Raw genomic sequence first — 21,092 nt, forward strand, 5'->3', positions numbered from 1 at the left:
CTCGGCGAGCGCCTGTTCGCCCTCGCCGAGATTGGCGGCCTGCAGGGCAGCGAAGGGCTCGGTGCCTGCCTTGAGCGCGTAGGTGGCGTCACCGCACAGCAGCAGCGCGTCCTGCGGGCCAAGTAGACGCAGGCAACTGGCCAGGCGCTCGTCACCGAAAGGCGAATGGGCGATTACATGCAGGGTCGTCATCAGAGCGTCACCACCTGGTCGAAACGGGCAATCAGTGCGGTCAGCGCGGCGTTGTCGAGCACTTCCACCGGCAGTGACAGGACGTCGTTGTCCAGCCCTCGGCGGGCGAGGCTGTGACCACAGGCGAACAATTCTTCCACACCGAACATAGGCAGGGCCTGGAGGTTGGCGGCCAGGTTCTTCTGTTGCACGGCATCTGGCTGCTGTGCGGCGGTGAGCTGGAACACGCCGTCATCGAGGAACAGCATGCCCAGCGGCAAGTCGAAGGCGCCGCCGGCCAGGGCGATATCCAGCGCTTCGCGAGCGGACGGTCCGCTCCACGGCGCCTGGCGGCTGATGATCAGCAAGGACTTGGCCATTTCAATCACCTCCGAAGCAGACCAGGCGGTCGGCCAGTTGCGCGGCTTCGTGCAGCTGGCCCAGGCCGGACAGCTCCCACGGCATCGGCAGGTTTACCGCCGGGCGCTGGTAGCGGTTGGCCTCGGTGTCGTCGAGTACCCCACGACGCAGGGCGGCGGCAATGCACACCACGGCGTCGAGCCGGTGATCGCTGACGAAGGCACGCCACTGCGCGGCCACGTCCAGCTCATCCTGGGGCGCGACGATATTGGCCGAAGCACTGTGTACCCCGTCCTGGTAGAAGAACAGCCGGGCAATTTCATGCCCGCCGGCCAGCACCGCCTCGGCAAAGCGCAAGGCGCGGCGCGAGGAGGGCGCATGGGCCGGGGAAAAGACCGCGATGGCGAATTTCATGTAAGGCTCGAGCAAATGAATGCGGCCATGATAAAGCAAAAAGCCCGTGCGGGTGGGCACGGGCTTCTGCTCTGGCTGGCGGGGCTCAGGCCTGGTCTTTGCTTTCTGGCAGGAACCAGTTGAGCACCAGGGCACAGATGCCGCCGGTGGCGACACCCGACTCCAGCACGTTGCGCAGCGCCGCCGGCATATGCGCGAGGAACTCCGGTACCTGGGCCACGCCCAGGCCCAGCGACAGCGACACGGCGATGATCAGCAGGGCACGGCGGTCGAGGCGGGTGCTGGCGAGGATATTGATGCCCGAGGCCGCGACGGCGCCGAACATCACCATGGCCGCGCCGCCGAGCACCGGCTCCGGCACTGCCTGGATCACCCCGGCAACCGACGGGAACAGGCCCAGCAGGATCAGCATGGCGGCGATCCAGATGCCGATATGGCGGCTGGCGATGCCGGTCAGCTGAATCACACCGTTGTTCTGGGCGAAGATCGAGCTGGGGAAGGTGTTGAAGAGGCCCGCCAGCAGCGAATTGGCGCCGTTGACCAGCACCCCGCCCTTGATCCGCTGCATCCATACCGGGCCTTCGACCGGCTGGCGCGAAACCTTGCTGGTCGCAGTCACGTCACCGATGGCCTCCAGCGAGGTGACCAGGTAGATGACCAGCATCGGGATGAACAGCGACCAGGAGAAGCCCAGGCCGAAGTGCAGCGGCGTCGGCACCTGGAACAGCGCGGCCTGGTGCATGCCGGTGAAGTCCAGGCGGCCCAGGTAGCCGGCCAGGGCGTAGCCCACAGCCAGGGCGATGACGATGGCGCAGCTGCGCATCCATACCACCGGGACACGGTTGAGGATGACGATGATCGCCAATACCACACCCGACAGCAGCAGGTTCTCGCCATCGGCGAAGGTGCCGTTGGCCATGGCGCCAAAGCCGCCGCCCATGCTGATCAAGCCGACCTTGATCAAGGTCAGGCCAATCATCAGTACGACGATGCCGGTCACCAGCGGCGTGATCAGGCGCTTGACGAAGGGCAGGATGCGCGACACGCCCATTTCCACGAACGAACCGGCGATGACCACGCCGAAGATCGCCGCCATCACGCCTTCAACTGGCGTGCCCTGCTTGACCATCAGCGCGCCGCCGGCGATCAGCGGGCCGACGAAGTTGAAGCTGGTGCCCTGCACGATCAGCAGCCCGGCGCCGAACGGCCCAAAACGCTTGCACTGGACAAAGGTGGCGATGCCAGAGATCACCAGCGACATCGACACGATCAGGTTGGTATCACGCGCCGACACGCCCAGTGCCTGACAGATCAGCAAGCCCGGCGTGACGATCGGCACGATGATCGCCAGCAAGTGCTGCAGAGCCGCCAGCAGGCCGATCAGCAGGCGAGGCTTGTCCTCCAGGCCAAGGACCAGTTCATTGGCAGGCGCCGCCGCGCCTGGGCCGTGTTCGTGTGAACTCATGGGAAAATGCCGCCCCGGAAGAAAAAAGGAGCGCATTCTACGGGCAGAACGGCCATTGCGGTAGAGGCAAGCACGATGGGCGCACAATCGCGGAGGAAGGCGCTAATAAGCTGACTTTTAAGTCAATGTTTGTAAGGCGCCCGCTGCTGTCCAGCGGGGACGAAAAAGCCCGCCGAAGCGGGCTTTTCCTGAGGCGCTGGCAACCGATTCGATCAGTCGTCGCGGCCCATGATGCCGAACAGCTGCAGCAGGCTGACGAACAGGTTGTAGATCGACACATACAGGCTGATGGTGGCCATGATGTAGTTGCGCTCGCCGCCATGGATGATGGCGCTGGTCTGGAACAGGATGCAGACCGACGAGAACAGTACGAAGCCAGCGCTGATCGCCAGTTGCAGGCCGCTGATCTGGAAGAAGAAGCTGGCCACCACGGCACCCAGCAGGACGAAGAAGCCGGCGGTGATGAAGCCGCTGAGGAAGCTCATGTCCTTGCGGGTGATCAGCACGTAGGCCGACAGGCCGCCGAACACCAGGGCGGTCATGGCGAAGGCCGAGCTGACCACTTCGGCGCCACCGGCCATGCCCAGGTAGCGGTTGAGGATCGGGCCGAGGATGAAGCCCATGAAGCCGGTGAGGGCGAAGGTGGACACCAGGCCCCAGGCCGAGTCACGCAGCTTGTTGGTGAGGAAGAACAGGCCGTAGAAGCCGATCAGCACCACGAAGATGTTCGGGTAGCCGACACGCATCTGCTGGGCGACGAAGGCCATGATGCCGCTGAAGGCGAGGGTAAGGGCCAGCAGGCTGTACGTGTTGCGCAGGACCTTGCTGACCTCCTGCTGCTCGACCTGCTGGCCGTGTTGGACGGCGTAATCCTGTTCGCGCATGGCGCACTCCTTTGGGGTGAGACCGCGGTCCGGGACCTGCGGTAGTGGAACGTATGGTGCAGAGCATATCAGAGCTGTCGCAAGCCGCGACACAGAGAGTTTGACAGCTTGTTACATTAAGGTATTATTGCCGCCGCAAAACAGCTGGAAGCGTGGCCGAGTGGTTTAAGGCAACGGTCTTGAAAACCGTCGATGGGCAACTATCCTAGAGTTCGAATCTCTACGCTTCCGCCATTTTTGAAGCCCTGACAATGTCAGGGCTTTTTGCGTTTCTGGGGGGATTGTCCAGGAGGACGTTCTTGGAGGGACGAGCAGTTAAGGACCCGGAATCCAAGAATTTCACAGTTGATCCTCAGGTTTTCATCACCACCCAGCCTGATTGCATTCTGCAAATGATTTTGTCGTTAGCACCGTTGCGCGCCAGCTCCACCCGCTGTGCAATCAGAGCCATCTGTTTAATCCACAATTAAGAGCTTGGCTCCGATAGTCGTCGATGACCGGTGCGCCTCCGCATTGTCGCCCACCTGATAGCTCATGCCCGGCTGCAGGGTGAAAGTCCGACCATCCTCCAGCTCAGTGTCCAGTCGACCTTCCAGGCAAAACAGAATATGCCCCTTCCGGCACCAATGATCGGCCACATATCCAGGGGTGTACTCAACCCATCGAACCCTAACGTCCCCAAACAGACAGGTACGCCAATACGCCGTACCGTTCTCGCCCGGATAAGCGACAGGATCGATCTTTGACCAGTCCGTGGTACCAAACGGGATTGCTGTCAGTTCCATGACAACCTCGTAGAAACAGTGAGGCCTGAACCGTACCGATGAAGTCGCTCTGCCGATAGGCACAGACCGCTGGGAATTTGAACATACAGACAGCCCAGCGAACCTGTCTCAGAGGCCAATCTGCTTCAAAACCGCCGCCACAATCGCTTCCGGCCTGTCTTCTTGCATCAGATGGCCTGAGTTCTCCACTCGGACGCAGGGCTGTTGGGAGATAAGCCCAGCAAGACGCTCCCCTTGGGAATAGGGAATCCAGGCGTCCTCCGAGCCCCAAAGCACCGACACGGGGCAATCCAGCTTCCCGTAAAGCGGTTCAATTTCCTCGGTATAGACCTGATCCATCTGTGCGATCTGTCGGTAAAAGGCCGCCTGGCCAATCGGCCCCAGCCATGGTGCGCTGTAAACCTGCAGGGCTTCGTCACTGAGGGGATTGGCCGCAGAGGTTTGCAGATAGGCGGCCAGTAGCGCGCGGTGCATGTAGTCGGGCATCCCGGAAAAGGCGGCCTCATATTGACGGACATGCTGAACAAAAGGAGAGCCCCAGGGTGCCAGGGCTACGGCATCAAAAATGGTGAGGGATGCATAGCGCAGACCGTTCAGGTAGTACGCGCGCAGCGCTGTAGCGCCGCCAAAATCATGGGCCAGGACGTCGGGGCGCTCGATGCCCCACTCCTCGAAAAGCGCAGTCATGACGTTGTTCTGAATCGCCAGTGAAACGTCCTGGCCCTCCCGCATTTCAGACAGGCCATAGCCAACCAGGTCGAAGTAATACACGGTTCTGCGGTCAGTGAGGTGCGGTATGACGCGCCTCCAGACCTGCGAAGAGAAAGGGGTGCCATGGATGGCGACCAGCGGCGCGCCTGTGCCTATTTTTCCCCATCTGACGGTGTTGCCTTCGATGCTCGATGTGTAGGGTAAATCCAACATGGCTCACCTCATCTAGTCAAAGATTCTACAACGCCCGTGCAAACCCACTGCTCGGCATCGCTCCGTGTAGCAGGGTAGGCCTCCATGGCCCAAGTAATCAGAACTGGTAACCAACCCCGGCGTAATACCCCCAACCATCGGACCGACCGCGGAAATCGCCGTCGCCGAAATTCAGCTGGCTGCCGTCCTGCCAGTTGCCGCCATTGTGGAAATGACGGCCCACCAGGGTGAAGCGCAGGTGGGTGAAGGCGTACAGCAACACGTTGGTGGATACCGTGGCATTGGCCGTGCGGTTGGGGTTGTCCTTGTGCAGGTCCGAGCCGAAATCGAAGTTGGTGAAACCGATATAGGTCAGCGAGGCGCCGTTGTCGAACTTGCCAAGGGGCACGATGTACTTGAGCTGGGCCCGGTAACCGTCCCACGAATACTCGTTGCTGGCGCCATAGTTTTCCCACTGGTAGCGGCCGTAGAAGTTGGCCGACAGGTTGACCCGCGAATGGGTGTCGATGTCGGTGCCCAGGCCGCTGAAGAGGGTATTGGCGCGGTTGGCGCTGTTGCTGCCGTGGTCGTAGATCCAGTCGAAGGCTACGTACCACTCCTTGAACGGGCCGACGGCCAGGCTGCGTCCGGCCAGGTAGTCGATGGAGATCCGCGGCTCATGCTCCATGAACAGCGGTGAGCCGTGGTCCCACGCGCCTTTGTCATGGCTATTGCCGATGTCGAGGATCTTCGGGATGTCGATGTAGCCGTACAGCTCGAACGGCCCCTTGCGGCCGAAGTACTCGTATTCGAGGTAGATATCGTCGACCGGGCGGGGGCCGAAACTGATGTCCTTGGTGCCGATCAGGGTGAAGTTCTGGTTGTACCAGTCCGACAGGTAGGGGCCCGATTTGGCCGGCGCGGCGGCCGGGCTCAAGGTCTCGCCCTGAGCCGACTCGCTTGCGGGATTGTCTTGGGCCTGGGTGGTGACGCTGAGTAGTCCCGTAACAGCGCCCAGTAGCAGTTTGGCAGGCAGAGAAAAGTGGGCGGTTGCGGGTAAAGACGGTCGGTGCATTGAAAATCCTTGTTCATGCAGTGGTAAGCCCCTGGGGGCTGCGATGTGGCGAAAGCTGCAGCGATTGTTCGCTCTTAGGTTTGGAGCAAACGTTTGCATAGTCTGTACCAAATCACCCGAGGTCTTTGAAATAACAAGCCGATTCGGCGCTTGAGCTGATCATTGAGTTAGAAAAATGCCCCGAAATCAGGCATGGCGCGTGCGCATGAACGCATGGAGGGGTCTGATCGTTCTGTGTTGCAACAACCCGTTCGATTGAAACAATCCAGCAAAAAATGCTTTCTTGCATGACCGCCGCCCTCGGGAGGCATGTGTGCCCAGGGAACAGAGGAGCAGGCCGAGGCCGCGCCCTCCGCTGAACCGCGGCGAAGCGGGCTTCAGCTAAGCCATGAGGGCGACGTACCGTGGAACTTGAACGTTGGTCGGCGAGCGCCTTCGGCAATGCCGGCTGGCTGTTGACCCTGCTTCGGGGCTGAGCGATGGGGAGCACGGAGCACACCGCATACCCATCGCCATTTGCCGGGTATCACTTCACTGCAACGTCTCGGGCTTCCTCCCCTGGGAAGCCTCCTTCAATCCCTGTTCCATCCGCCCGATCACCTGCGCCAGTATCGCCGCTCTTTCCAGCTCTCCTGACGCCTTCATTCGGGCATGATCCCTTCGCAGGTTCAACAGGCATTTTTGCAGTCCAAGTGCCGAGCTGTCGTAGTTGTCCATGCTGTACTCGTTGGTCGTGGGCATCCGTGCCGTTGTAAGTGAGGCTCGACGGTATCAGCTCAATTCTCCCGCCAATACTGATTATTCATACACCGGCTCACAATCCCGTAGAAACGTCCTACGGAGACGAAAGAGGTGTCTTACAAGATGGTTTGGGTGACTGTTTCGGGATGCTTCCGCTCATTTTGCGGCAGGCCCCGAAAAACAAGGCCTGCCGCGCAAAAGACCGGTTGTAGCGATAATGCGAGCATCCCGGCACCCCGACACGCGCTACTGAAACGATATGTTGCAATTACCCCTACAGATGGTCCGCATCCACCACCGCCTTGACGAACGCCTCGGGCGCTTCCTGCGGCAGGTTGTGGCCGATCCCGCCGCTCACCAGGCGATAGGCGTACTTGCCGGTGAAGCGCTTGGCATAGGCGTCGGCCGGAGGGTGTCACTGGCGTAGCTATGTCTGAAAGGATCTTTCTAAAAAACTCCCTTCAAGACAGTTGCTCCCACTCCGACCGCGCCGCCCTCAGGCCCAGTGCCGTCGCGTGGAGCGATACAGGCTCAGTCTTGCTTGTTCGCTTGCATGTGCAACCACTGCACCACCTGCTCGGCGGCCGAGCCTGCCTGCGGTGCATGGCTGGCCAGCAAGTGGAAGCCAGCGTCGCTGTGCAATTCATGGCCTTCCAGGGCCAGCACCAAGGTCCCGGCCTTGAGCGCGTACTCCACCAGCAGGCGGGGCACCAGGGCGATGCCCATGCCTTGCTCGGCGGCCTCGATGGCGAGGATGGTCTGCGAGAACACTGGGCCGTTGAAGCGTGTGCCGGGCAAGGCGTAATGGTCGAACCAGCGCTTCCAGTTGTTGTGGCTGTCGGAGATCAGCGGGTGGTGCGCAAGATCCGCGGCTTGCCGCCAAGGGTGCGCGCCGCGCAACCCCGGCGCGCACACTGGCACCGCCACGCCGGGCAGCAGGGGCAGGGCGTAGGCCTCGGCGAAGGGCGGCGCCCCCCAGCGCACGGCCAGGTCCACCGCGCCCTTGCCGCTCAGGGGGCGGGTACTGTCGGAGGCGTCGATCATCAGGGCCACCTGCGGATGCGCCTCGGCCAGGCGTCCCAGGCGCGGGATCAGTCAGCGGCTGGCGAAGGCGGGGGTGGTGCTGAGCAGGACCTGCTGCGGATCGCGCTGGTTGTCGCGCTCCAGCAGTTCGCCGGTGGCGTCCTCGATGATCTCCAGGGCCAGGCGCACACGGGCCAGGTAGTCGGCGCCGTCCCGGTTGGGCCGCAGCCCGCGGGGCAGGCGCTCGAACAAGGGGCGGCCAAGTTTGTCTTCCAGGGTGCGCACCTGCTGGGCGACCGCGCCCGGCGTGACATGCAGCTCGTCGGCGGCAGCGCGGAAGCTGCCCAGGCGGGCGGCGGCCTCGAAGGCCACCAGGTGATTGACGATGGCGGGGGCGTTGCGTCGCTTTGGCGCGCTCATCCAGTAGATTTCCTGCAGGCTGCTGCCAGTATTCGTGATTGGTGCGTTGAGCCGGATTCTGGCTTCATGGGCCCACTTGATCAACTCCCGGAAGGAGCGGCATATGTCTTCTCAGAAAGTGGCAATCATCACCGCAGGTGGCAGTGGCATGGGCGCGGAGGCTGCGCGGCGGCTGGCTGCCGACGGTTTCAGGGTGGCGATCCTGTCGTCCTCGGGCAAGGGCGAGGCCCTGGCCGCCGAGCTGGGCGGCATCGGTGTGACGGGCTCCAACCAGTCAGCAGAGGACCTGCAGCGTCTGGTCGATACCGTGATGCAGCAATGGGGGCGTATCGATGTACTGGTCAACAGCGCCGGGCATGGCCCGCGTGCACCGGTGCTCGAGCTCAGCGACGAGGACTGGCACCGAGGCATGGAGGTGTATTTCCTCAACGTGGTGCGCCCGACCCGCCTGGTGACCCCGATCATGCAGCGGCAGCAGGGCGGGACCATCATCAATATCTCGACCTTTGCCACCTTCGAGCCGGATCCGGCGTTCCCGACCTCCGGCGTGTTCCGTGCCGGGCTCGCGGCCTTTACCAAACTGTTCGCCGACCGTTACGCGGCCGAGAACATCCGCATGAACAACGTACTGCCAGGCTTCATCGACAGCCTGCCGGAGAAGGAGGAATTCCGTAGCCGGATTCCCATGGAGCGGTACGGCAAGGCCGAGGAGATCGCGGCCACTGTCAGCTTCCTTGCCTCCGAGGGCGCGGGATACATCACCGGGCAGAACCTGCGGGTCGATGGGGGTATTACCCGTTCGGTGTAAGAGACATGGCGAGCCTGTAGCAGGGCGGCGACTTCCGTTAGGATGTCGCCCCTGTTTCCCGCTATCCGGATTCCGCCCATGAGCACACCGACATTCCGCCAGGCCACCTCCAGCGACGTGGACCGTTGCTACCAGATCGAGACCAGCGCCTATGAAGGCGACGAAGCCGCCACCCGGGAAAAGATCGCCACGCGCATCGCCCAGTATCCGGAAGGCTTTCTCGTGCTGGAAACCGAGGGCCAGGTGATTGGCTTCATCAACAGCGGTTGCGCCGACCAGGTGGTGATGTCGGACGAGGCTTTCAAGGAACTGGTCGGGCATGACCCCCAGGCGCCCAATGTGGTGATCATGTCGGTGGTGCTCGACCCCGCGTACCAGGGCCAGGGCCATGCCAGCCGGTTGATGGCGCGCTTCGTCGCGCAGATGCGCGAGCGCGGCAAGGCCACCATCCACCTGATGTGCAAGGAGCGCCATGTCGGGTTGTACGAGAAGATGGGCTACGCCTATGTACGCCCGTCGGCTTCCGACCATGGCGGCATGGCCTGGCATGAAATGGTCATGGTGCTGTAGAGGCCCTTCGACTAGCATCGACGCTTTTCGCAGCCAGGGAGAGGCCTGTGAAGTACGTCGTGATCGAGACACACCGCAGTGAGTATCCTGCGCCCATCACCTTCGCCCGTGGCACGCTGCTGGAGATCGGTCAGCGCTACGAGGGCGACGAGCACTGGGAGGACTGGTACCTGTGCAGTTGCCAGGGCCAGGCAGCAGGGTGGGTGCCTGCCCAGTTCATCGAACGGCTGGGCGTGGGCCGGGGCAGGGCGCTGGAAGCCTATTCGGCCCATGAACTGGACGTTGACCCCGGCCAGCAGCTCGATAGCCTGCGCCCCTTGAATGGCTGGGCCTGGTGCCGCCGGGTGAGCAATGGCGAGCTTGGCTGGGTGCCGCTGACGAAGCTGCGCGCGCTGGCGTGATCAGCCTGCGGCCAGCACCGCCGCACTGTCCAGCACGCGCGCATAGTCCATGGCCAGGTTGCTCAGGGCCAGGGCATGGACATCCTCTGCCGGCCACAGCCGGCCTTGCAGATCATGCTGGTCGAAGGTGTAGCAGGCGTCGCCCACCACCACCGTTGCGAACCCCAGGTTGCCCGCCGAGCGTGCGCTCGACTCCACCGAGTTGTTGGTGATCACGCCGGTGATGACCAGTTGCTGGATGCCGCGCTGGTGCAGCCAGTGTTCCAGGCCGCTGTTGCAAAAAGCATCGGGTAGGTGTTTTTCAAACACGGCCTCGTTCGACTGCGGGGTGAAGGCGGGCTGGAACTCACAGCCAGGCTGTCCTGGTCGGAACACCGAATCCGGATCGCGGGAGATATGCCGCACGTGCACCACCGGGCGCATGCTCGCGCGCCAAAAGGCCAGTAGTTCGCTGATGCGCTGTTCGGCTTCGGGGTTGTTGCGACGGCCCAGGCGAGGGTGGTTGATGCCGTTCTGCATGTCGATGATCAGCAGGGCGGCATTGCTGGCGAGCGCGGTCATCTGCGGTAGTTCTCCTTGTCTGGGCTTCGGACCGTAGCACAGGTGTGCTGCCTGCGCGGATGTATCGCGGGGCAAGCCCGCTCCCACGCCAAGCGCGTTGACCTCAGGTTGTGCACACGCGTGGGAGCGAGTGCCCCGCGATGGTCGGCTACCATCTGATCCGCTTTTTTTCCGCGAACCTGAATCTGTAACCGTATCAGCCGCTGCCGGACAATACGTTCAGGCCCAGCCTTCCAATCCGGTGTGCGCTGGGCAGGCTGCCCTGCTGCACTACCGCAGCGGCCAGCCCCGCCGTTACGTCATTACACTGTAGAGGTTCCGATGGGCAAGCTCGCGCTGTTTCTGGGTGGTTTTCTGCTGCTGACTATCATGATTGGCCTGCTGGGCACCATTCCGCCAAGCTGAGCCGCAATTTTTCCTGTCCCGGCCCGCCTGCCGCAATGGCGGGCCAGACCCTTCCCTCCAGGCTTCCCCGCCAAAGACCGCGGTCGTCTAGACAAGCGGTAGCTGCATGTCGTTCTCAAGTTCAAGGCGCTCGTGTAATCTCCCGCCCCCAATCAAAGGGCCCGGGCACACGGGCTATTCACTTGCCTTGGAGACAATACACACTATGGAATGCAAGAAAGGCACTGCAGCGATGCTGGAGTGGCGCGGTCGTTTTCTCGGCGAGGGCATCCTCCACGAAGAGGATTACGATCAGGCACTGCGCCGTGCCGAAGAGTTGGAGCGTTCCGGTGTGATCAGTGCAAGCGAATGGATCGAGTTGGTCAAGCTGGCCAACGTGGCTTTGCTGCGTTTGTAATTTTTCCTTCAAGCCTTGCGGAAACTGTCCACAAAAATCGTGGGTAGGTCTGTGGATAAAACGCTACAGGCCAGTATTGGCAAGCACTCTGTTAGATTGAGCAGAAATTGAGCAGCCCTGTTCAGGGCTGTTCCCCCAGGCGCGGACGGCCATCGCGCAGTGCCTGCAACAGGTCGCGAGCCCGCGCTGGCAGGTCGCCGGCGGGGTATACGGCATGCATCTGCGGGTCGTGCCCCGTGCTGGATGTCAGGTGAAAGTCAGGGCAGACCCGCACCAGCCGTCCGGCGCGTACCTCCGGCTCCCCCAGCCAATCCGCCAGCCGCGCGATGCCGGCCCCCGCCAGCGTGCTTTGCAATACTGCGGCCCCCGAACCCAGTCGCAGACGTGGCCGTGGGCGCAGGCTGGAGATACGCCCGTTCTTGCTGAAATGCCAGGCCTTGAGGATGCGCGGCGCGGTATGCAGGATCAGTGCATGCCGTTCCAGGTCTTCCAGCCCTTGGGGGGTGCCAGCCTGGGCCAGGTAGTCGGGGCTGGCGTACAGGTGGCGGCGGTAACGCCACAGTGGATAGCCAATCAGCTCGCTGGACTGCGGGAAGGCTCCGCGGATCACAAAGTCCAGCTTGCCCTGCAGCGGATCCAGGGCCTGGTCGCTGTACTGCACGTCGAGGGTGACATGGGGGTGGCGACGAGAGAACTCGGCCAGCACTCCCGGCAATACATGCTGGGCTAGCACTTCGGGCGCGGCCAGGCGAATCCAGCCCTGGGCGTTGCCAGTCAGCGCGGCCAATTCGTCGGCGGCATCCCGTTGCACATCCAGCAAGCGTTCGGCGTGGGGCAGCAGGCGTTCGCCAGCTTCGGTCAATGACACTGCGCTGGCGCTGCGGTTGAGCAGCTTGGCGCCGCTGTTGTCCTCCAAGGCCTGTACGGCCCGTGTAACCGCGCTGGGCGAACGACCCAGCGCGCGGGCGGCGCTGACGAAGCTGCGCTTGTGCGCAACACTGACGAACGCTTGTATTTCACGCAGCATGTCCAGGGCCATGCGGGAGCTCCTTGTTGCAGTTTTTGCAATGTGGCATTTCAACACAACAGCACCACTTTGATTAGTCTGGCAGCCTGTTTTGTGCCGCCTGGTCCCCCGAGATGATGGATATTGCCCTGCTTTCGCTGTTTGCCTTTGCCGCTGGCCTGATCGACGCTGCCGTCGGTGGCGGTGGGTTGATCCAGATCCCCGCGCTGTTCAACGTGCTGCCCAATGCCCAGCCGGCGGCGCTGCTGGGCAGCAACAAGCTGGCTTCGGTGTGCGGGACTTCGTTCGCGGCGCGTTCTTTCATCCGCAAGGTCAAGCTGGACTGGGGGTTGATAGTGCCGGCGGCGCTGAGCGCCTTCGTGATGTCGTTCTTCGGCGCGGCCACCGTGTCCCTGGTGCCGGCAAGCGTGATGCGGCCGATGGTGCTGGTGCTGATCGTGCTGATGGCCATCTACACGTTCTGCAAGAAGGATTTCGGCACCCTGCACAAACCCATGGCCATCGGCCGCAAGGAGCAATGCCTGGCGGTGCTGATCGGCGGCGCCATCGGCTTCTATGACGGGCTGTTCGGGCCGGGCACCGGCAGTTTCCTGATCTTCCTGTTCATCCGTTTCTTTGCCCTGGATTTCCTGCATGCCTCGGCCTCGGCGAAGCTGGTCAATATCGCCACCAACCTGGCCGCGCTGGTGTTCTTCATCCCGTCGGGCAATGTGCTGTGGGCCATTGCACTGCCGATGGCACTGTTCAATGTCCTTGGCGCGCTGACCGGCACCTGGCTGGCGGTGCGCAAGGGCGCGGGGTTCGTGCGAGGGCTGTTCCTGGTGCTGCTGTGCGTGCTGATCGCCAAACTGAGCTGGGACCTGCTGGCAGGTTGACTCACACCACCTGGCGCTGCCCGTCGGCCTGTTCGACGCGGTTGCGGCCCTGGGCCTTGGCCCGGTAGAGCGCCTGGTCGGCGCTGGCCAGCAGCTCGTCGAGGCTGGGTGCCAGGGTGTCGGCAGCGCACCCGCTCACACCGATGCTCACGGTGATCCGCAGCGGCTGCCCGGGCTGTGCGATGTGTTGGTCCTGCACCGCCCGGCGCAGGCGCTCGGCGGTAAACCTGGCCAGCTCCGGCGCCAGCCCCGGCACGACGATGACGAACTCCTCGCCGCCCAGGCGGGCGAACAGTTCACCGTCGTGCAACTGGTCCTGCAGGGTCGTGGCGAACTGGCGCAGCACCTGGTCGCCGACAGCGTGGCCATGCTGGTCGTTGATGGTCTTGAAGTGGTCGATGTCGAGCATCATCAAGGTCAGCGGCGCTTGCTCGCGGTTGTCGAGCAGGGCGTGGGCACGGCGGATGAAGGCGCTGCGGCTGAGGGCACCGGTCAGGTGGTCGATGGTCGCCTGATGCGCCAGGCGCGCCATCAGGCTGCGGTTGGCGCTGCTGACGCAGGCCAGCACCAAGGGGCCGAGCACCAACATGGCGATGCCCAGGCGCGCCGACATCAAGGTAGTGACCCCTGTCTCGCTCTGCGGGATGTTGAAGTGCATGAGGTTCTGCGCTACAGCGACGATCAAGGTGCTGCCCGAGGTGAGGGCCAGCAACGAGACGAGGAAGGGCGAATAGCTGAGCGCGCACCACAACAGCGCGGCAATCGGGAAGGCGATGGCGCCGGGGCCGCCGAAGACGATGCTGACGCTCAGCGAGGCCAGCAGCACCAGCAACGGCGCCAGGCGCACCGTTTGGCTGGCACTGCCCGGCCGCGTCAAGGCTCTGGGTGATGGCGCGGTGAGTAGCACCGGCAGCACCAGCACGCTGGTGGAGAACTGTTCGCTGAACCAGGCCAGCCAAGTGGCGCGCAGCGATTGTTCGAACCACGGCGCGGCCATCACGCAGGCCAGGCTTGCGGCGACAATCGCCCCAGCGGCGCAGGCGCCGAACAGGCACAAAGTACCATGCGGGGTGCGCAGGCGACGATGCACGCGTGGCAGCCGAGCCATCAGGAACCAGATGGTGGCGATGGCGCCGAGGTTGCACAGATTGAACCACACGGCCGGACGCCAGGCACTGCCACAGGCCAGGTCGGCAGCGACCATGGCCAGGTAGATCAGGGCGAAGCCGCCGGGGTTGGCCTGGCGGGAATTGCGCAGCAGCACGCCCGCGAGCACCGCGTTGACTGGCCAGAACAGCGACAGTGACTCGATCGGGCGGGCGAGGATGCCGCCCAGCGTCAGCGCCAGGGTCAAGCCGAACAGGATCAGCGGGGGCAGCAGGCGCGACGGGACTGGAGACACCATGGGCTCGACCGGCAAGCGAAGACAGAATCCAGGAAAACGGCTGTAGGCACCTGGGACGATGTCATGCCAGTGTCTTTCAACTGGTCATTTGATGTCAATTCGCCGCAATCAGCGCGGTTCGTGCCGACGATTACAGCCCGAATACCCACGGCACCATCAGCACGGTCACCAGCATCACCAGCAGGGTGAACGGCACGCCAACCTTGACGAAGTCGGCGAAGCGGTACTGACCGGGCCCCAGGACCAGGGTGTTGACCGGCGACGACACCGGCGTCATGAACGCCGCCGATGCCGCCAGGGCCACGGTCATGGCGAACGGGTAGGGCGACATGCCCAGCTGCTGCGCAGTGCTCACCGCCACCGGAGCCATCAGCACCGCAGTTGCGGTATTGGAGATGAACAGCCCGATCAGCGCCGTCACGGCGAACAGGCAGGCAAGGATCACGCTGGGCCCGGCACCGCCGAGCGCACCGACCAGCGCACCGACGGCCAGGTCGATGCCACCGGTCTTCTGCAGAGCCAGGGCAAAGGGCAGCATGCCGACGATCAGCACCAAGCTCTGCCAGTGGATGGCGCGGTAGGCGCTGTTCATGTCGATGCAGCGCCCGGCGCCCATCAGCAGGCAGCCGATCAGCGCGGCGATGACGTTGGGCACCAGGCCGCTGACCATCAGCCCGACCATTACCGCCAGGCTGATCAGTGCATAGGGTGCTCGGGCGCGCGCCGGCGCGACCTGGTCGATTTCCGCCGGCAGGCTGAGCACCAGGAAGTCGCGCGGCTTGCCCTGCAGCTGGCGTACAGCCTTCCACGGGCCGACCACCAGCAGGGTGTCGCCCAGGCGCAGCTTTTCTTCCACCAGTTGCCCTTCGATGGCTTGCTGGTCACGGCGCAGGCCGACCACGTTGAGGTCGTAGCGGGTACGGAAGGCCAGTTCGAGGATGCTCTTGCCGATCAGTTGCGAGCCGGGCGGCAGCGAGATCTCCGCCATGCCCAGCTCCTGGGACTGGTCGATGAAGTAGGCGGCCTTGAAGTGCAGCGGTTCGAGCAGCATGGTCTGGCACAGGCTGCGCAGGTCGTCGCGGTTGGCGAACAAGTCCAGCAACAGCACGTCGCCCTGCTGCAGCAGGGTGCCGGAGTCGGCGCTGATCACCCTGGTGGTGAACTTGTGCTGGCGCTCGATGCCGATCACGTTGGCGCCGTGGCGGGTGCGCAGTTCCAGCTCGCCAAGGGTATGACCGATCAGCGGCGAATGGGGGCGGATGCGCAGGCGCCGCTCGCGGCCGTTGAGCTTGTAGTCCAGCACCAGGTCGAGCAAGGTGCGGCGGCTCTCGACCCGGCCGTCCTTGCGCACCTCGCCGTTGAGCCAGTGGCGGGTCAGCAGCATGTAGCCGATCCCGAGCACCAGCACCACCAGGCCGAAAGGGGTGAAGCTGAAGAAGCCGAAGCCCTGTTCGCCGTGGCGCACCAGTTCGCTGTGCACCACCACGTTCGGTGGCGTCGCCACCAGGCTCAGCATGCCGCTGATCAGGCCGGCGAAGCTCAGTGGCATCATCAGCCGGCTGGGCGAAAGCTGCTGGCGCGCGGCAATGCTCAGCACCACCGGGATGAAGATCGCCACCACGCCGGTGGAGCTCATCACCGAGCCCAGCCCGGCCACGGCCACCATCAGCAGCACCAGCAGGCGCGCCTCGCTGTTGCCGGCGCGCTCGCTCATCCATTCGCCGATGCGGTAGGCGATGCCGGTGCGCACCAGCCCTTCGCCGATCACGAACAGCGCGGCGATCAGCACCACGTTGGGGTCGCTGAAGCCGGCCATGGCCTGCTCCACGGTGAGGATGCCCGACAGCGGCAGGGCGACGATCACCAGCAGGGCGACCACGTCCATGCGCGGGCGGTTGAGGATGAACAGGACGACGACGACGGCCAGCAGGCCAAGGACCCAGAGCAGCTCATGGTTCATGGGGAGGGGGTGTTCCTTCACACAGGCACGAAAGGCAATGGCTCTAGTGTGGCAGCTTGACGCGACGGCGTCGTTGACGTGCTGCAGTGTTTTGCCGGGTGATGACCCGGCAAGGGGCAGGGGCGGCCCGCTGGAGCAGTCGCTAGCGGCCGCGCCGCCGCGACACCCGCGCCTCGATGTTCTTGCGCCCGATCAACAGCGGCGGTTTCTCCACCACCGGCTCGTCGGCCAGCCACTTGTACATCACCAGGCAATCGACCAGGCCCAGCTCGCCATGGCGGTAGGCCTTGGGCAGGCGGCCGACAGTCTCGAAGCCGAGCTTGTGCCACAGCGCCACTGCCACTTCGTTGGTCGCCACCACCGAATTGAACTGCAGGGCCAGGAAGCCCTCCTGGCGGGCGAGCTTCTGCGAATGCTCGCACATCAGCCTGGCCACGCCGCGGCCACGGGCGTTTTCGCACACCATGTAGCCGCAGTTGCCCACATGCCCGCCAGGGCCGGCGGCATTGGCCTTGAGGAAGTAGGAGCCGAGCAGTTCGCCGTCTGCCTCGGCCACCAGGGTGCGCAACGGGTTCTCCAGCCACAGCGTGCGGGCCTGGTCGATATTCAGGGCGGGGTCGAAGGCGTAGGTCTGGCGAGCCTGGACAATGGCCTGGAAGGTCGGCCAGAAGCGCTCGAAGTCTTCCGGGGTCATGGGGCGAATCTGGATCATGGCGGTTCCTGCACGGGCTGGGCCGCCAAGTCTGGGTGGCGCGGCGTCGTCGCGCAAGGGCGGCGACGCCTTGGTGTGTCAGGCGCCGGTCTTGCCCACCGCGTCCAGGGCCCGGGCCGAGTAGACCAGTGCCGCGCCGGCGTTCATCGCCACCGCTACCCCCAGGGCCTCGGCGATCTCCTCGCGGGTGGCGCCATGCTTGACCGCCTGCTGCGAGTGAACGGCGATGCAGCCGTCGCAGCGGGTGGTGACGGCCACGGCCAGGGAGATCAGTTCGCGGGTCTTGGCGTCCAGGTGGTTGGTCTTGGCCCCGGCGCCACTGGCAGTCATGTAGCCGGCCACGGTATCGGGGGACAGTTGCTTGAGATCGCCGATGCCGGCCATCAACTGCTTACGGTAGGCGTCCCAGTCCATCATGCTCATCGTCTTCACCTTGTCAGGTTGGCAACAGGAGCTTTCAGGCTAGTCGAAGACGGGATTTGCAGCGGGGAAAACACGCGCGGGGCAAGCTCGCTCCCACTGTTGGCAGGAGCGGGTTTGCCCCGCGAGGACGACGTCCGGATCAGATGTAGATGAACACCAGTACCAGCGCCGCGACCACTGCCCACTTCTCCAGGTAGTAGCGGGTGCGGTTGCGCTTTTTCATGGCCTTGCCGCGCTCACGGATCTTGTAGATGCGCGTGAACAGGCGGTTGATGCCGCCGGTCTTGTCATTGGCGTCGTTGGGCGCGGCGGCGGCGGCCATCACGTTGCGGCTGAACCAGCGGTTGAACGCGGCTGCCCAGCGGTACTTGAGCGGGCGCTCGACGTCGCAGAACAGGATGATGCGGTTGTGCTCGGTGGTGTTGGCGGCATAGTGGATGTAGGTCTCGTCGAACACCACGCCCTCACCGTCGCGCCACGAGTACTTCTCGCCGTCCACGTCGATGTAGCAGCCATCGTCGTTGGGCGTGTCCAGGCCCAGGTGGTAGCGGTACGAGCCGGCGTAGGGGTCGCGGTGGCGCACCAGCTTGGCGCCCGGCGGCAGGGTGGCAAACATCGCCGCCTTGACCGTGCCGATGCCTTGCAGCAGCTCGGTGGTGCGTGGGCACAGGGTCATCGCCGAGGGGTGGCTCTCGCCGTACCACTTCAGGTAGAAGCGCTTCCAGCCGGTCTTGAAGAACGAGTTGAAGCCGACATCGTCATAGTTGTCGGACTTCTTGATCTCGCCGGCCTGCAGCAGTTGCTGGCCTTCCTTGCGAATCTCCTGCCAGTGGTCCTGCAGCACCTGCAGCTCGGGGAAGGCACTGACCGGCAGGTAAGGCTTGGCCGGGTGCTTGGAGAACAGGTACAGGAAGGCGTTGACCGGGGCCAGGAAACTGGAGTGGTCGCCCAGCTGGCGGGTCAGCTTGTGACGTACCCGACCGCGCAGGTGAACATAGGCGATCGAGAGGACGAAGATCAGTACGAGTGCAATTTTCATGGACGTTTACTTGTCGAAAAATGGCCATGCGCCATGGCGTAAGCCAGCCAGCATAAACAATCGTGGCGCGGGTTTGTACTTATTGTTACGACAAAACCGCCCGACTTAGGTGGCATGGCCTACAGCTTGCGCAAACGATTCATCCGTATGTGCGGGTATTTTCTGGCGACCCGGCGTTTACAATCGGGTGGACGTCCATCCAGCAAGGAACTCCCGATGATCCAGGATGTACGCCCCAGCGGGGCTCCCTTCAAGCGGCTGTTTTTCGCCCTGTCACTGGGCGAAGAACAGCGCCGTGGCATCAGCCAGTGGCGGCGTGGCCTGGGCTTGCGCAGCGGCAAGCCGGTGCCGAGCGAGAACTTCCATGTCACCTTGCTGTTCCTGGGCGATGTCGATGCCGCCCAGGTGCCGGCGGTGTGCGCCGTAGTGGATGCACTGCGGCTTCCTGAAGCCAAGCTGCGCCTGGTCTTGGACCAGTTGCAGGTATGGCCGCGGGCTTCGGCGTTGGTGCTGGCGCCGGCGCAGGCGCCGTTGGCCCTGCGCCAGCTGGTGTACGACTTGCAGCAGGCGCTGCTGCCGCTGGGCATCGAGCCGTCGGTGCGTGAGTACCGGCCGCACCTGACCCTGTCCCGGGATTTTCGCGAGCCATTGCCGGAGGCGGGCGAGGCGCCGGCGTTCCACCTCGTCGCCCGCCACTTCACCCTGTACGAGTCACGCAAGGGCCGCTACTGGCCTTTGGCCGAGTGGTCCCTGACGCAGTGAAAGTGACGGTCGATGCCCAGGCCGTCGAGGAAGTCCCGGTCGTGGGAAATCACCAGCAGCGCGTTGGGGTAAACCACCAGCACTTCCAGCAGGTGGGCACGCATGCGCAGGTCGAGGTTGTTGGTCGGCTCGTCGAGGATCAGTAGCTGCGGCGGCCGCGCGGCGATGCAGGCCAGGGACAGGCGCGCCTTTTCGCCGCCGGACAAGCCCGCCACCGGCGCCTGCACCGCATCGGCATGGCGGAACAGAAAGTCTGCAAGGTGGGCGCGCAACTGTTCCAGCGGCCAATCCGGCACTTGTCGCGACAGGGCTTCCTGCACATTGGCGTCGGCAGGCAGGGTGGCGTAGTGCTGGTCGATGTAGCCGATCTGCTCGGGCGCCGGCAGCAGCCAGTCGCCGCGTCGCCAGACCCGTGGATCGCCGAGGATCGCCCGCGCCAGGGTGGACTTGCCGCTGCCGTTGTTGCCGGTCAGGGCCAGGCGTTCGCCGCCGTCCAGCTGCAGGTCGATGCCGTTGAGCACCGCTGTGTCTGCGTAGCCCACACAGCCGTCACGCACCTGGATCAGCACCCGCGATGACTGGCCCGTCGCCGGCAGATGGAAGCGTGGCACGATCACCGGCTCCGGGCGCAGTTCGGCCAGCTGTTCGCCGAGCTCGCGCTGTTGCTGCAGGATCTGCGCTTGCTTGCGCCCGGCCGTGGTGTTCCCGCGGCCCAGCTTGGTCGGCGAGCGCACTGTAGCCCACTTGCTGTTCTGGATCGCCTTGGCCCCACGCTTGCGGGCGCCGGCGGCGCGGGCCTGTTCCTGCATCAGCGAGTCGTGGGCGTCGTCGCGGGCGCGGCGCACCTCGGCGATGCGCTTGTCGAGCAAGCCGCGCTGCAGGTCGCGCTCGGCCATGTAGTCGGCGTAGCTGCCGTTGAACACGTCCAGGCGCCCGTTGTGCAAGTGCCAGAGCGTGTCGCAGGTCTGGTTCATCAGCGCCACGTCGTGGGTCACCAGCACCAGGGTGCCGTGGAAATGCTCGAGCATGCGTGACAGCGAGCGGCGGTTGGCGGCGTCCAGGTGGTTGGTCGGCTCGTCCAGCAGCAGCAGGTCGGGGTCTAGGGCCAGTGCCTGGCTCAATGCCTGGTTGACACGCTGGCCGCCGCTGAGCGACGACTCGCCGCCCAGTACCTGTGCCACATGGCCGACACGCAAACCGCCGTGGCGCTCCATGTGCCCCTCGCTGGGTGCCAGGCCGCCCTGCAGCAAATGCAGCAATGACGACTTGCCGCTGCCATTGTCGCCGATGATGGCGATGCGCTGCCCCCATTCGATGCGCGCGTCGAGTTCGCTGAAGAGGTGTTTGCGGCCATGGAACAAGCCCAGGCCGTGTAGTTCGATCATTGCCATGGGATGGTGGCCCTCCTGGCCACTGTCGCGCTTGATCGGCAGCGCACATGGGCCCAGCCTGCCGTGGCAGGCGCCCAATAAAAAACCCGCCACAAGGGCGGGTTTTTTTGCAGCT

25 protein-coding genes, 1 tRNA gene and 1 pseudogene are annotated in these 21,092 nt (G+C 64.0%); 7 read left to right on the forward strand and 20 right to left on the reverse strand.

Going from position 1 to position 21,092, the window contains the following annotated elements; all coding sequences use genetic code 11:
- The 5 genes from R5C80_RS03330 to R5C80_RS03350 all read right to left on the reverse strand — a co-directional run.
- A partial coding sequence (locus R5C80_RS03330) for a DsrH/TusB family sulfur metabolism protein (protein ID WP_319049789.1) occupies nucleotides 1-192 on the reverse strand: 192 nt, incomplete at its 3' end.
- A complete protein-coding gene (tusC, locus tag R5C80_RS03335) occupies nucleotides 192-551 on the reverse strand; it encodes a sulfurtransferase complex subunit TusC (RefSeq protein WP_023632844.1) in 360 nt (119 codons plus the stop codon). The genes tusC and R5C80_RS03330, both read right to left, overlap by 1 nt.
- A 1-nt stretch (nucleotide 552) precedes the next feature.
- Entirely contained in the window at nucleotides 553-945 is a 393-nt protein-coding gene (tusD, locus tag R5C80_RS03340) for a sulfurtransferase complex subunit TusD (RefSeq protein ID WP_023632843.1), read from the reverse strand.
- Between the two features lie 85 nt (nucleotides 946-1,030).
- A complete protein-coding gene (locus tag R5C80_RS03345) occupies nucleotides 1,031-2,410 on the reverse strand; it encodes a nucleobase:cation symporter-2 family protein (protein ID WP_038705848.1) in 1,380 nt (459 codons plus the stop codon).
- 212 nt (nucleotides 2,411-2,622) lie between these two features.
- Nucleotides 2,623-3,294: a Bax inhibitor-1/YccA family protein gene (locus tag R5C80_RS03350; protein WP_028692373.1), complete on the reverse strand. Its 672-nt coding sequence runs from the start codon at nucleotides 3,292-3,294 to the stop codon at nucleotides 2,623-2,625.
- Between the two features lie 146 nt (nucleotides 3,295-3,440).
- Here R5C80_RS03350 and R5C80_RS03355 point away from each other — a divergent pair.
- A tRNA-Ser gene (locus R5C80_RS03355) sits at nucleotides 3,441-3,528 on the forward strand.
- Nucleotides 3,529-3,749: 221 nt separating this feature from the next.
- Here the strand turns inward: R5C80_RS03355 and R5C80_RS03360 are convergent.
- From R5C80_RS03360 to R5C80_RS03390, 7 genes and pseudogenes are all read right to left on the reverse strand, one after another.
- On the reverse strand, nucleotides 3,750-4,079 hold the full coding sequence (locus R5C80_RS03360) for a DHCW motif cupin fold protein (RefSeq protein WP_319049790.1): 330 nt from the start codon (nucleotides 4,077-4,079) through the stop codon (nucleotides 3,750-3,752).
- A gap of 108 nt (nucleotides 4,080-4,187) precedes the next feature.
- Nucleotides 4,188-5,003 (reverse strand): alpha/beta fold hydrolase, encoded by an 816-nt coding sequence (locus tag R5C80_RS03365; protein WP_023629164.1) that lies wholly within the window; start codon nucleotides 5,001-5,003, stop codon nucleotides 4,188-4,190.
- 97 nt (nucleotides 5,004-5,100) lie between these two features.
- Nucleotides 5,101-6,057, reverse strand: coding sequence for a nucleoside-specific channel-forming protein Tsx (locus R5C80_RS03370; RefSeq protein WP_319049791.1), 957 nt, complete (start codon nucleotides 6,055-6,057; stop codon nucleotides 5,101-5,103).
- A 531-nt stretch (nucleotides 6,058-6,588) separates the two neighbouring features.
- The gene (locus tag R5C80_RS03375; RefSeq protein WP_102682584.1) at nucleotides 6,589-6,774 is read right to left on the reverse strand and encodes a hypothetical protein; all 186 of its coding nucleotides are present in this window, start codon (nucleotides 6,772-6,774) and stop codon (nucleotides 6,589-6,591) included.
- 298 nt (nucleotides 6,775-7,072) lie between these two features.
- Nucleotides 7,073-7,213, reverse strand: a pseudogene (locus R5C80_RS03380) (alpha/beta hydrolase); the annotation flags it as partial.
- 116 nt (nucleotides 7,214-7,329) lie between these two features.
- Nucleotides 7,330-7,893: a LysR substrate-binding domain-containing protein gene (locus R5C80_RS03385; protein ID WP_319049880.1), complete on the reverse strand. Its 564-nt coding sequence runs from the start codon at nucleotides 7,891-7,893 to the stop codon at nucleotides 7,330-7,332.
- Complete coding sequence (locus tag R5C80_RS03390; protein ID WP_319049792.1) at nucleotides 7,894-8,241, reverse strand: LysR family transcriptional regulator; 348 nt, start codon at nucleotides 8,239-8,241, stop codon at nucleotides 7,894-7,896. It abuts the gene before it with no gap.
- A 103-nt stretch (nucleotides 8,242-8,344) separates the two neighbouring features.
- Here R5C80_RS03390 and R5C80_RS03395 point away from each other — a divergent pair, with 103 nt between their 5' ends.
- From R5C80_RS03395 to R5C80_RS03405, 3 genes are all read left to right on the forward strand, one after another.
- On the forward strand, nucleotides 8,345-9,049 hold the full coding sequence (locus R5C80_RS03395) for an SDR family oxidoreductase (protein WP_023631240.1): 705 nt from the start codon (nucleotides 8,345-8,347) through the stop codon (nucleotides 9,047-9,049).
- Between the two features lie 78 nt (nucleotides 9,050-9,127).
- Nucleotides 9,128-9,619, forward strand: a complete 492-nt coding sequence (locus R5C80_RS03400; protein ID WP_023631241.1) for a GNAT family N-acetyltransferase — start codon at nucleotides 9,128-9,130, stop codon at nucleotides 9,617-9,619.
- Nucleotides 9,620-9,678: 59 nt separating this feature from the next.
- Nucleotides 9,679-10,020, forward strand: a complete 342-nt coding sequence (locus tag R5C80_RS03405; RefSeq protein ID WP_319049793.1) for an SH3 domain-containing protein — start codon at nucleotides 9,679-9,681, stop codon at nucleotides 10,018-10,020.
- Here the strand turns inward: R5C80_RS03405 and R5C80_RS03410 are convergent, their stop codons facing one another.
- Nucleotides 10,021-10,581, reverse strand: coding sequence for a cysteine hydrolase family protein (locus tag R5C80_RS03410; protein WP_319049794.1), 561 nt, complete (start codon nucleotides 10,579-10,581; stop codon nucleotides 10,021-10,023).
- A gap of 610 nt (nucleotides 10,582-11,191) precedes the next feature.
- Here R5C80_RS03410 and R5C80_RS03415 point away from each other — a divergent pair.
- Nucleotides 11,192-11,383, forward strand: a complete 192-nt coding sequence (locus tag R5C80_RS03415; RefSeq protein WP_031315428.1) for a hypothetical protein — start codon at nucleotides 11,192-11,194, stop codon at nucleotides 11,381-11,383.
- 121 nt (nucleotides 11,384-11,504) lie between these two features.
- Here R5C80_RS03415 and R5C80_RS03420 read toward each other — a convergent pair whose 3' ends face one another.
- Nucleotides 11,505-12,422: a LysR family transcriptional regulator gene (locus tag R5C80_RS03420; RefSeq protein WP_094010414.1), complete on the reverse strand. Its 918-nt coding sequence runs from the start codon at nucleotides 12,420-12,422 to the stop codon at nucleotides 11,505-11,507.
- Nucleotides 12,423-12,523: 101 nt separating this feature from the next.
- Here R5C80_RS03420 and R5C80_RS03425 point away from each other — a divergent pair, with 101 nt between their 5' ends.
- On the forward strand, nucleotides 12,524-13,285 hold the full coding sequence (locus R5C80_RS03425) for a sulfite exporter TauE/SafE family protein (protein ID WP_023631840.1): 762 nt from the start codon (nucleotides 12,524-12,526) through the stop codon (nucleotides 13,283-13,285).
- A 1-nt stretch (nucleotide 13,286) separates the two neighbouring features.
- Here R5C80_RS03425 and R5C80_RS03430 read toward each other — a convergent pair whose 3' ends face one another.
- The 5 genes from R5C80_RS03430 to lpxO all read right to left on the reverse strand — a co-directional run bounded on the left by R5C80_RS03430 (nucleotide 13,287) and on the right by lpxO (nucleotide 18,824).
- Nucleotides 13,287-14,705 carry a GGDEF domain-containing protein gene (locus R5C80_RS03430; protein WP_094010413.1) on the reverse strand — a complete coding sequence of 473 codons (1,419 nt, stop codon included), beginning with the start codon at nucleotides 14,703-14,705 and terminating at the stop codon, nucleotides 13,287-13,289.
- Nucleotides 14,706-14,820: 115 nt separating this feature from the next.
- Entirely contained in the window at nucleotides 14,821-16,650 is a 1,830-nt protein-coding gene (locus R5C80_RS03435; protein WP_038705852.1) for an SLC13 family permease, read from the reverse strand.
- Nucleotides 16,651-16,792: 142 nt separating this feature from the next.
- Nucleotides 16,793-17,362 carry a GNAT family N-acetyltransferase gene (locus tag R5C80_RS03440; RefSeq protein WP_023633214.1) on the reverse strand — a complete coding sequence of 190 codons (570 nt, stop codon included), beginning with the start codon at nucleotides 17,360-17,362 and terminating at the stop codon, nucleotides 16,793-16,795.
- Between the two features lie 78 nt (nucleotides 17,363-17,440).
- Entirely contained in the window at nucleotides 17,441-17,785 is a 345-nt protein-coding gene (locus R5C80_RS03445; RefSeq protein WP_038705853.1) for a carboxymuconolactone decarboxylase family protein, read from the reverse strand.
- Between the two features lie 139 nt (nucleotides 17,786-17,924).
- Nucleotides 17,925-18,824 (reverse strand): lipid A hydroxylase LpxO, encoded by a 900-nt coding sequence (lpxO, locus tag R5C80_RS03450; RefSeq protein ID WP_023632669.1) that lies wholly within the window; start codon nucleotides 18,822-18,824, stop codon nucleotides 17,925-17,927.
- A 216-nt stretch (nucleotides 18,825-19,040) separates the two neighbouring features.
- Here lpxO and thpR point away from each other — a divergent pair, with 216 nt between their 5' ends.
- The gene (gene thpR, locus R5C80_RS03455) at nucleotides 19,041-19,586 is read left to right on the forward strand and encodes an RNA 2',3'-cyclic phosphodiesterase (protein ID WP_038705854.1); all 546 of its coding nucleotides are present in this window, start codon (nucleotides 19,041-19,043) and stop codon (nucleotides 19,584-19,586) included.
- Here the strand turns inward: thpR and R5C80_RS03460 are convergent.
- Entirely contained in the window at nucleotides 19,550-20,977 is a 1,428-nt protein-coding gene (locus R5C80_RS03460; protein ID WP_319049795.1) for an ATP-binding cassette domain-containing protein, read from the reverse strand. The genes thpR and R5C80_RS03460 overlap by 37 nt on opposite strands.
- Nucleotides 20,978-21,092: the final 115 nt, after the last annotated feature.

The sequence above is a fragment of the Pseudomonas sp. On1 genome, assembly GCF_033783325.1.

What these genes read in the sequence shown, in the direction of transcription:
- tusC (WP_023632844.1), bottom strand. Translation starts at nt 551, where the DNA reads ATGGCCAAGTCCTTGCTGATCATCAGCCGCCAGGCGCCGTGGAGCGGA.
- tusD (WP_023632843.1), bottom strand. Translation starts at nt 945, where the DNA reads ATGAAATTCGCCATCGCGGTCTTTTCCCCGGCCCATGCGCCCTCCTCG.
- R5C80_RS03345 (WP_038705848.1), bottom strand. Translation starts at nt 2,410, where the DNA reads ATGAGTTCACACGAACACGGCCCAGGCGCGGCGGCGCCTGCCAATGAA.
- R5C80_RS03350 (WP_028692373.1), bottom strand. Translation starts at nt 3,294, where the DNA reads ATGCGCGAACAGGATTACGCCGTCCAACACGGCCAGCAGGTCGAGCAG.
- R5C80_RS03360 (WP_319049790.1), bottom strand. Translation starts at nt 4,079, where the DNA reads ATGGAACTGACAGCAATCCCGTTTGGTACCACGGACTGGTCAAAGATC.
- R5C80_RS03365 (WP_023629164.1), bottom strand. Translation starts at nt 5,003, where the DNA reads ATGTTGGATTTACCCTACACATCGAGCATCGAAGGCAACACCGTCAGA.
- R5C80_RS03370 (WP_319049791.1), bottom strand. Translation starts at nt 6,057, where the DNA reads ATGCACCGACCGTCTTTACCCGCAACCGCCCACTTTTCTCTGCCTGCC.
- R5C80_RS03375 (WP_102682584.1), bottom strand. Translation starts at nt 6,774, where the DNA reads ATGGACAACTACGACAGCTCGGCACTTGGACTGCAAAAATGCCTGTTG.
- R5C80_RS03390 (WP_319049792.1), bottom strand. Translation starts at nt 8,241, where the DNA reads ATGAGCGCGCCAAAGCGACGCAACGCCCCCGCCATCGTCAATCACCTG.
- R5C80_RS03395 (WP_023631240.1), top strand. Translation starts at nt 8,345, where the DNA reads ATGTCTTCTCAGAAAGTGGCAATCATCACCGCAGGTGGCAGTGGCATG.
- R5C80_RS03400 (WP_023631241.1), top strand. Translation starts at nt 9,128, where the DNA reads ATGAGCACACCGACATTCCGCCAGGCCACCTCCAGCGACGTGGACCGT.
- R5C80_RS03410 (WP_319049794.1), bottom strand. Translation starts at nt 10,581, where the DNA reads ATGACCGCGCTCGCCAGCAATGCCGCCCTGCTGATCATCGACATGCAG.
- R5C80_RS03415 (WP_031315428.1), top strand. Translation starts at nt 11,192, where the DNA reads ATGGAATGCAAGAAAGGCACTGCAGCGATGCTGGAGTGGCGCGGTCGT.
- R5C80_RS03420 (WP_094010414.1), bottom strand. Translation starts at nt 12,422, where the DNA reads ATGGCCCTGGACATGCTGCGTGAAATACAAGCGTTCGTCAGTGTTGCG.
- R5C80_RS03425 (WP_023631840.1), top strand. Translation starts at nt 12,524, where the DNA reads ATGATGGATATTGCCCTGCTTTCGCTGTTTGCCTTTGCCGCTGGCCTG.
- R5C80_RS03435 (WP_038705852.1), bottom strand. Translation starts at nt 16,650, where the DNA reads ATGAACCATGAGCTGCTCTGGGTCCTTGGCCTGCTGGCCGTCGTCGTC.
- R5C80_RS03440 (WP_023633214.1), bottom strand. Translation starts at nt 17,362, where the DNA reads ATGATCCAGATTCGCCCCATGACCCCGGAAGACTTCGAGCGCTTCTGG.
- R5C80_RS03445 (WP_038705853.1), bottom strand. Translation starts at nt 17,785, where the DNA reads ATGAGCATGATGGACTGGGACGCCTACCGTAAGCAGTTGATGGCCGGC.
- lpxO (WP_023632669.1), bottom strand. Translation starts at nt 18,824, where the DNA reads ATGAAAATTGCACTCGTACTGATCTTCGTCCTCTCGATCGCCTATGTT.
- thpR (WP_038705854.1), top strand. Translation starts at nt 19,041, where the DNA reads ATGATCCAGGATGTACGCCCCAGCGGGGCTCCCTTCAAGCGGCTGTTT.
- R5C80_RS03460 (WP_319049795.1), bottom strand. Translation starts at nt 20,977, where the DNA reads ATGGCAATGATCGAACTACACGGCCTGGGCTTGTTCCATGGCCGCAAA.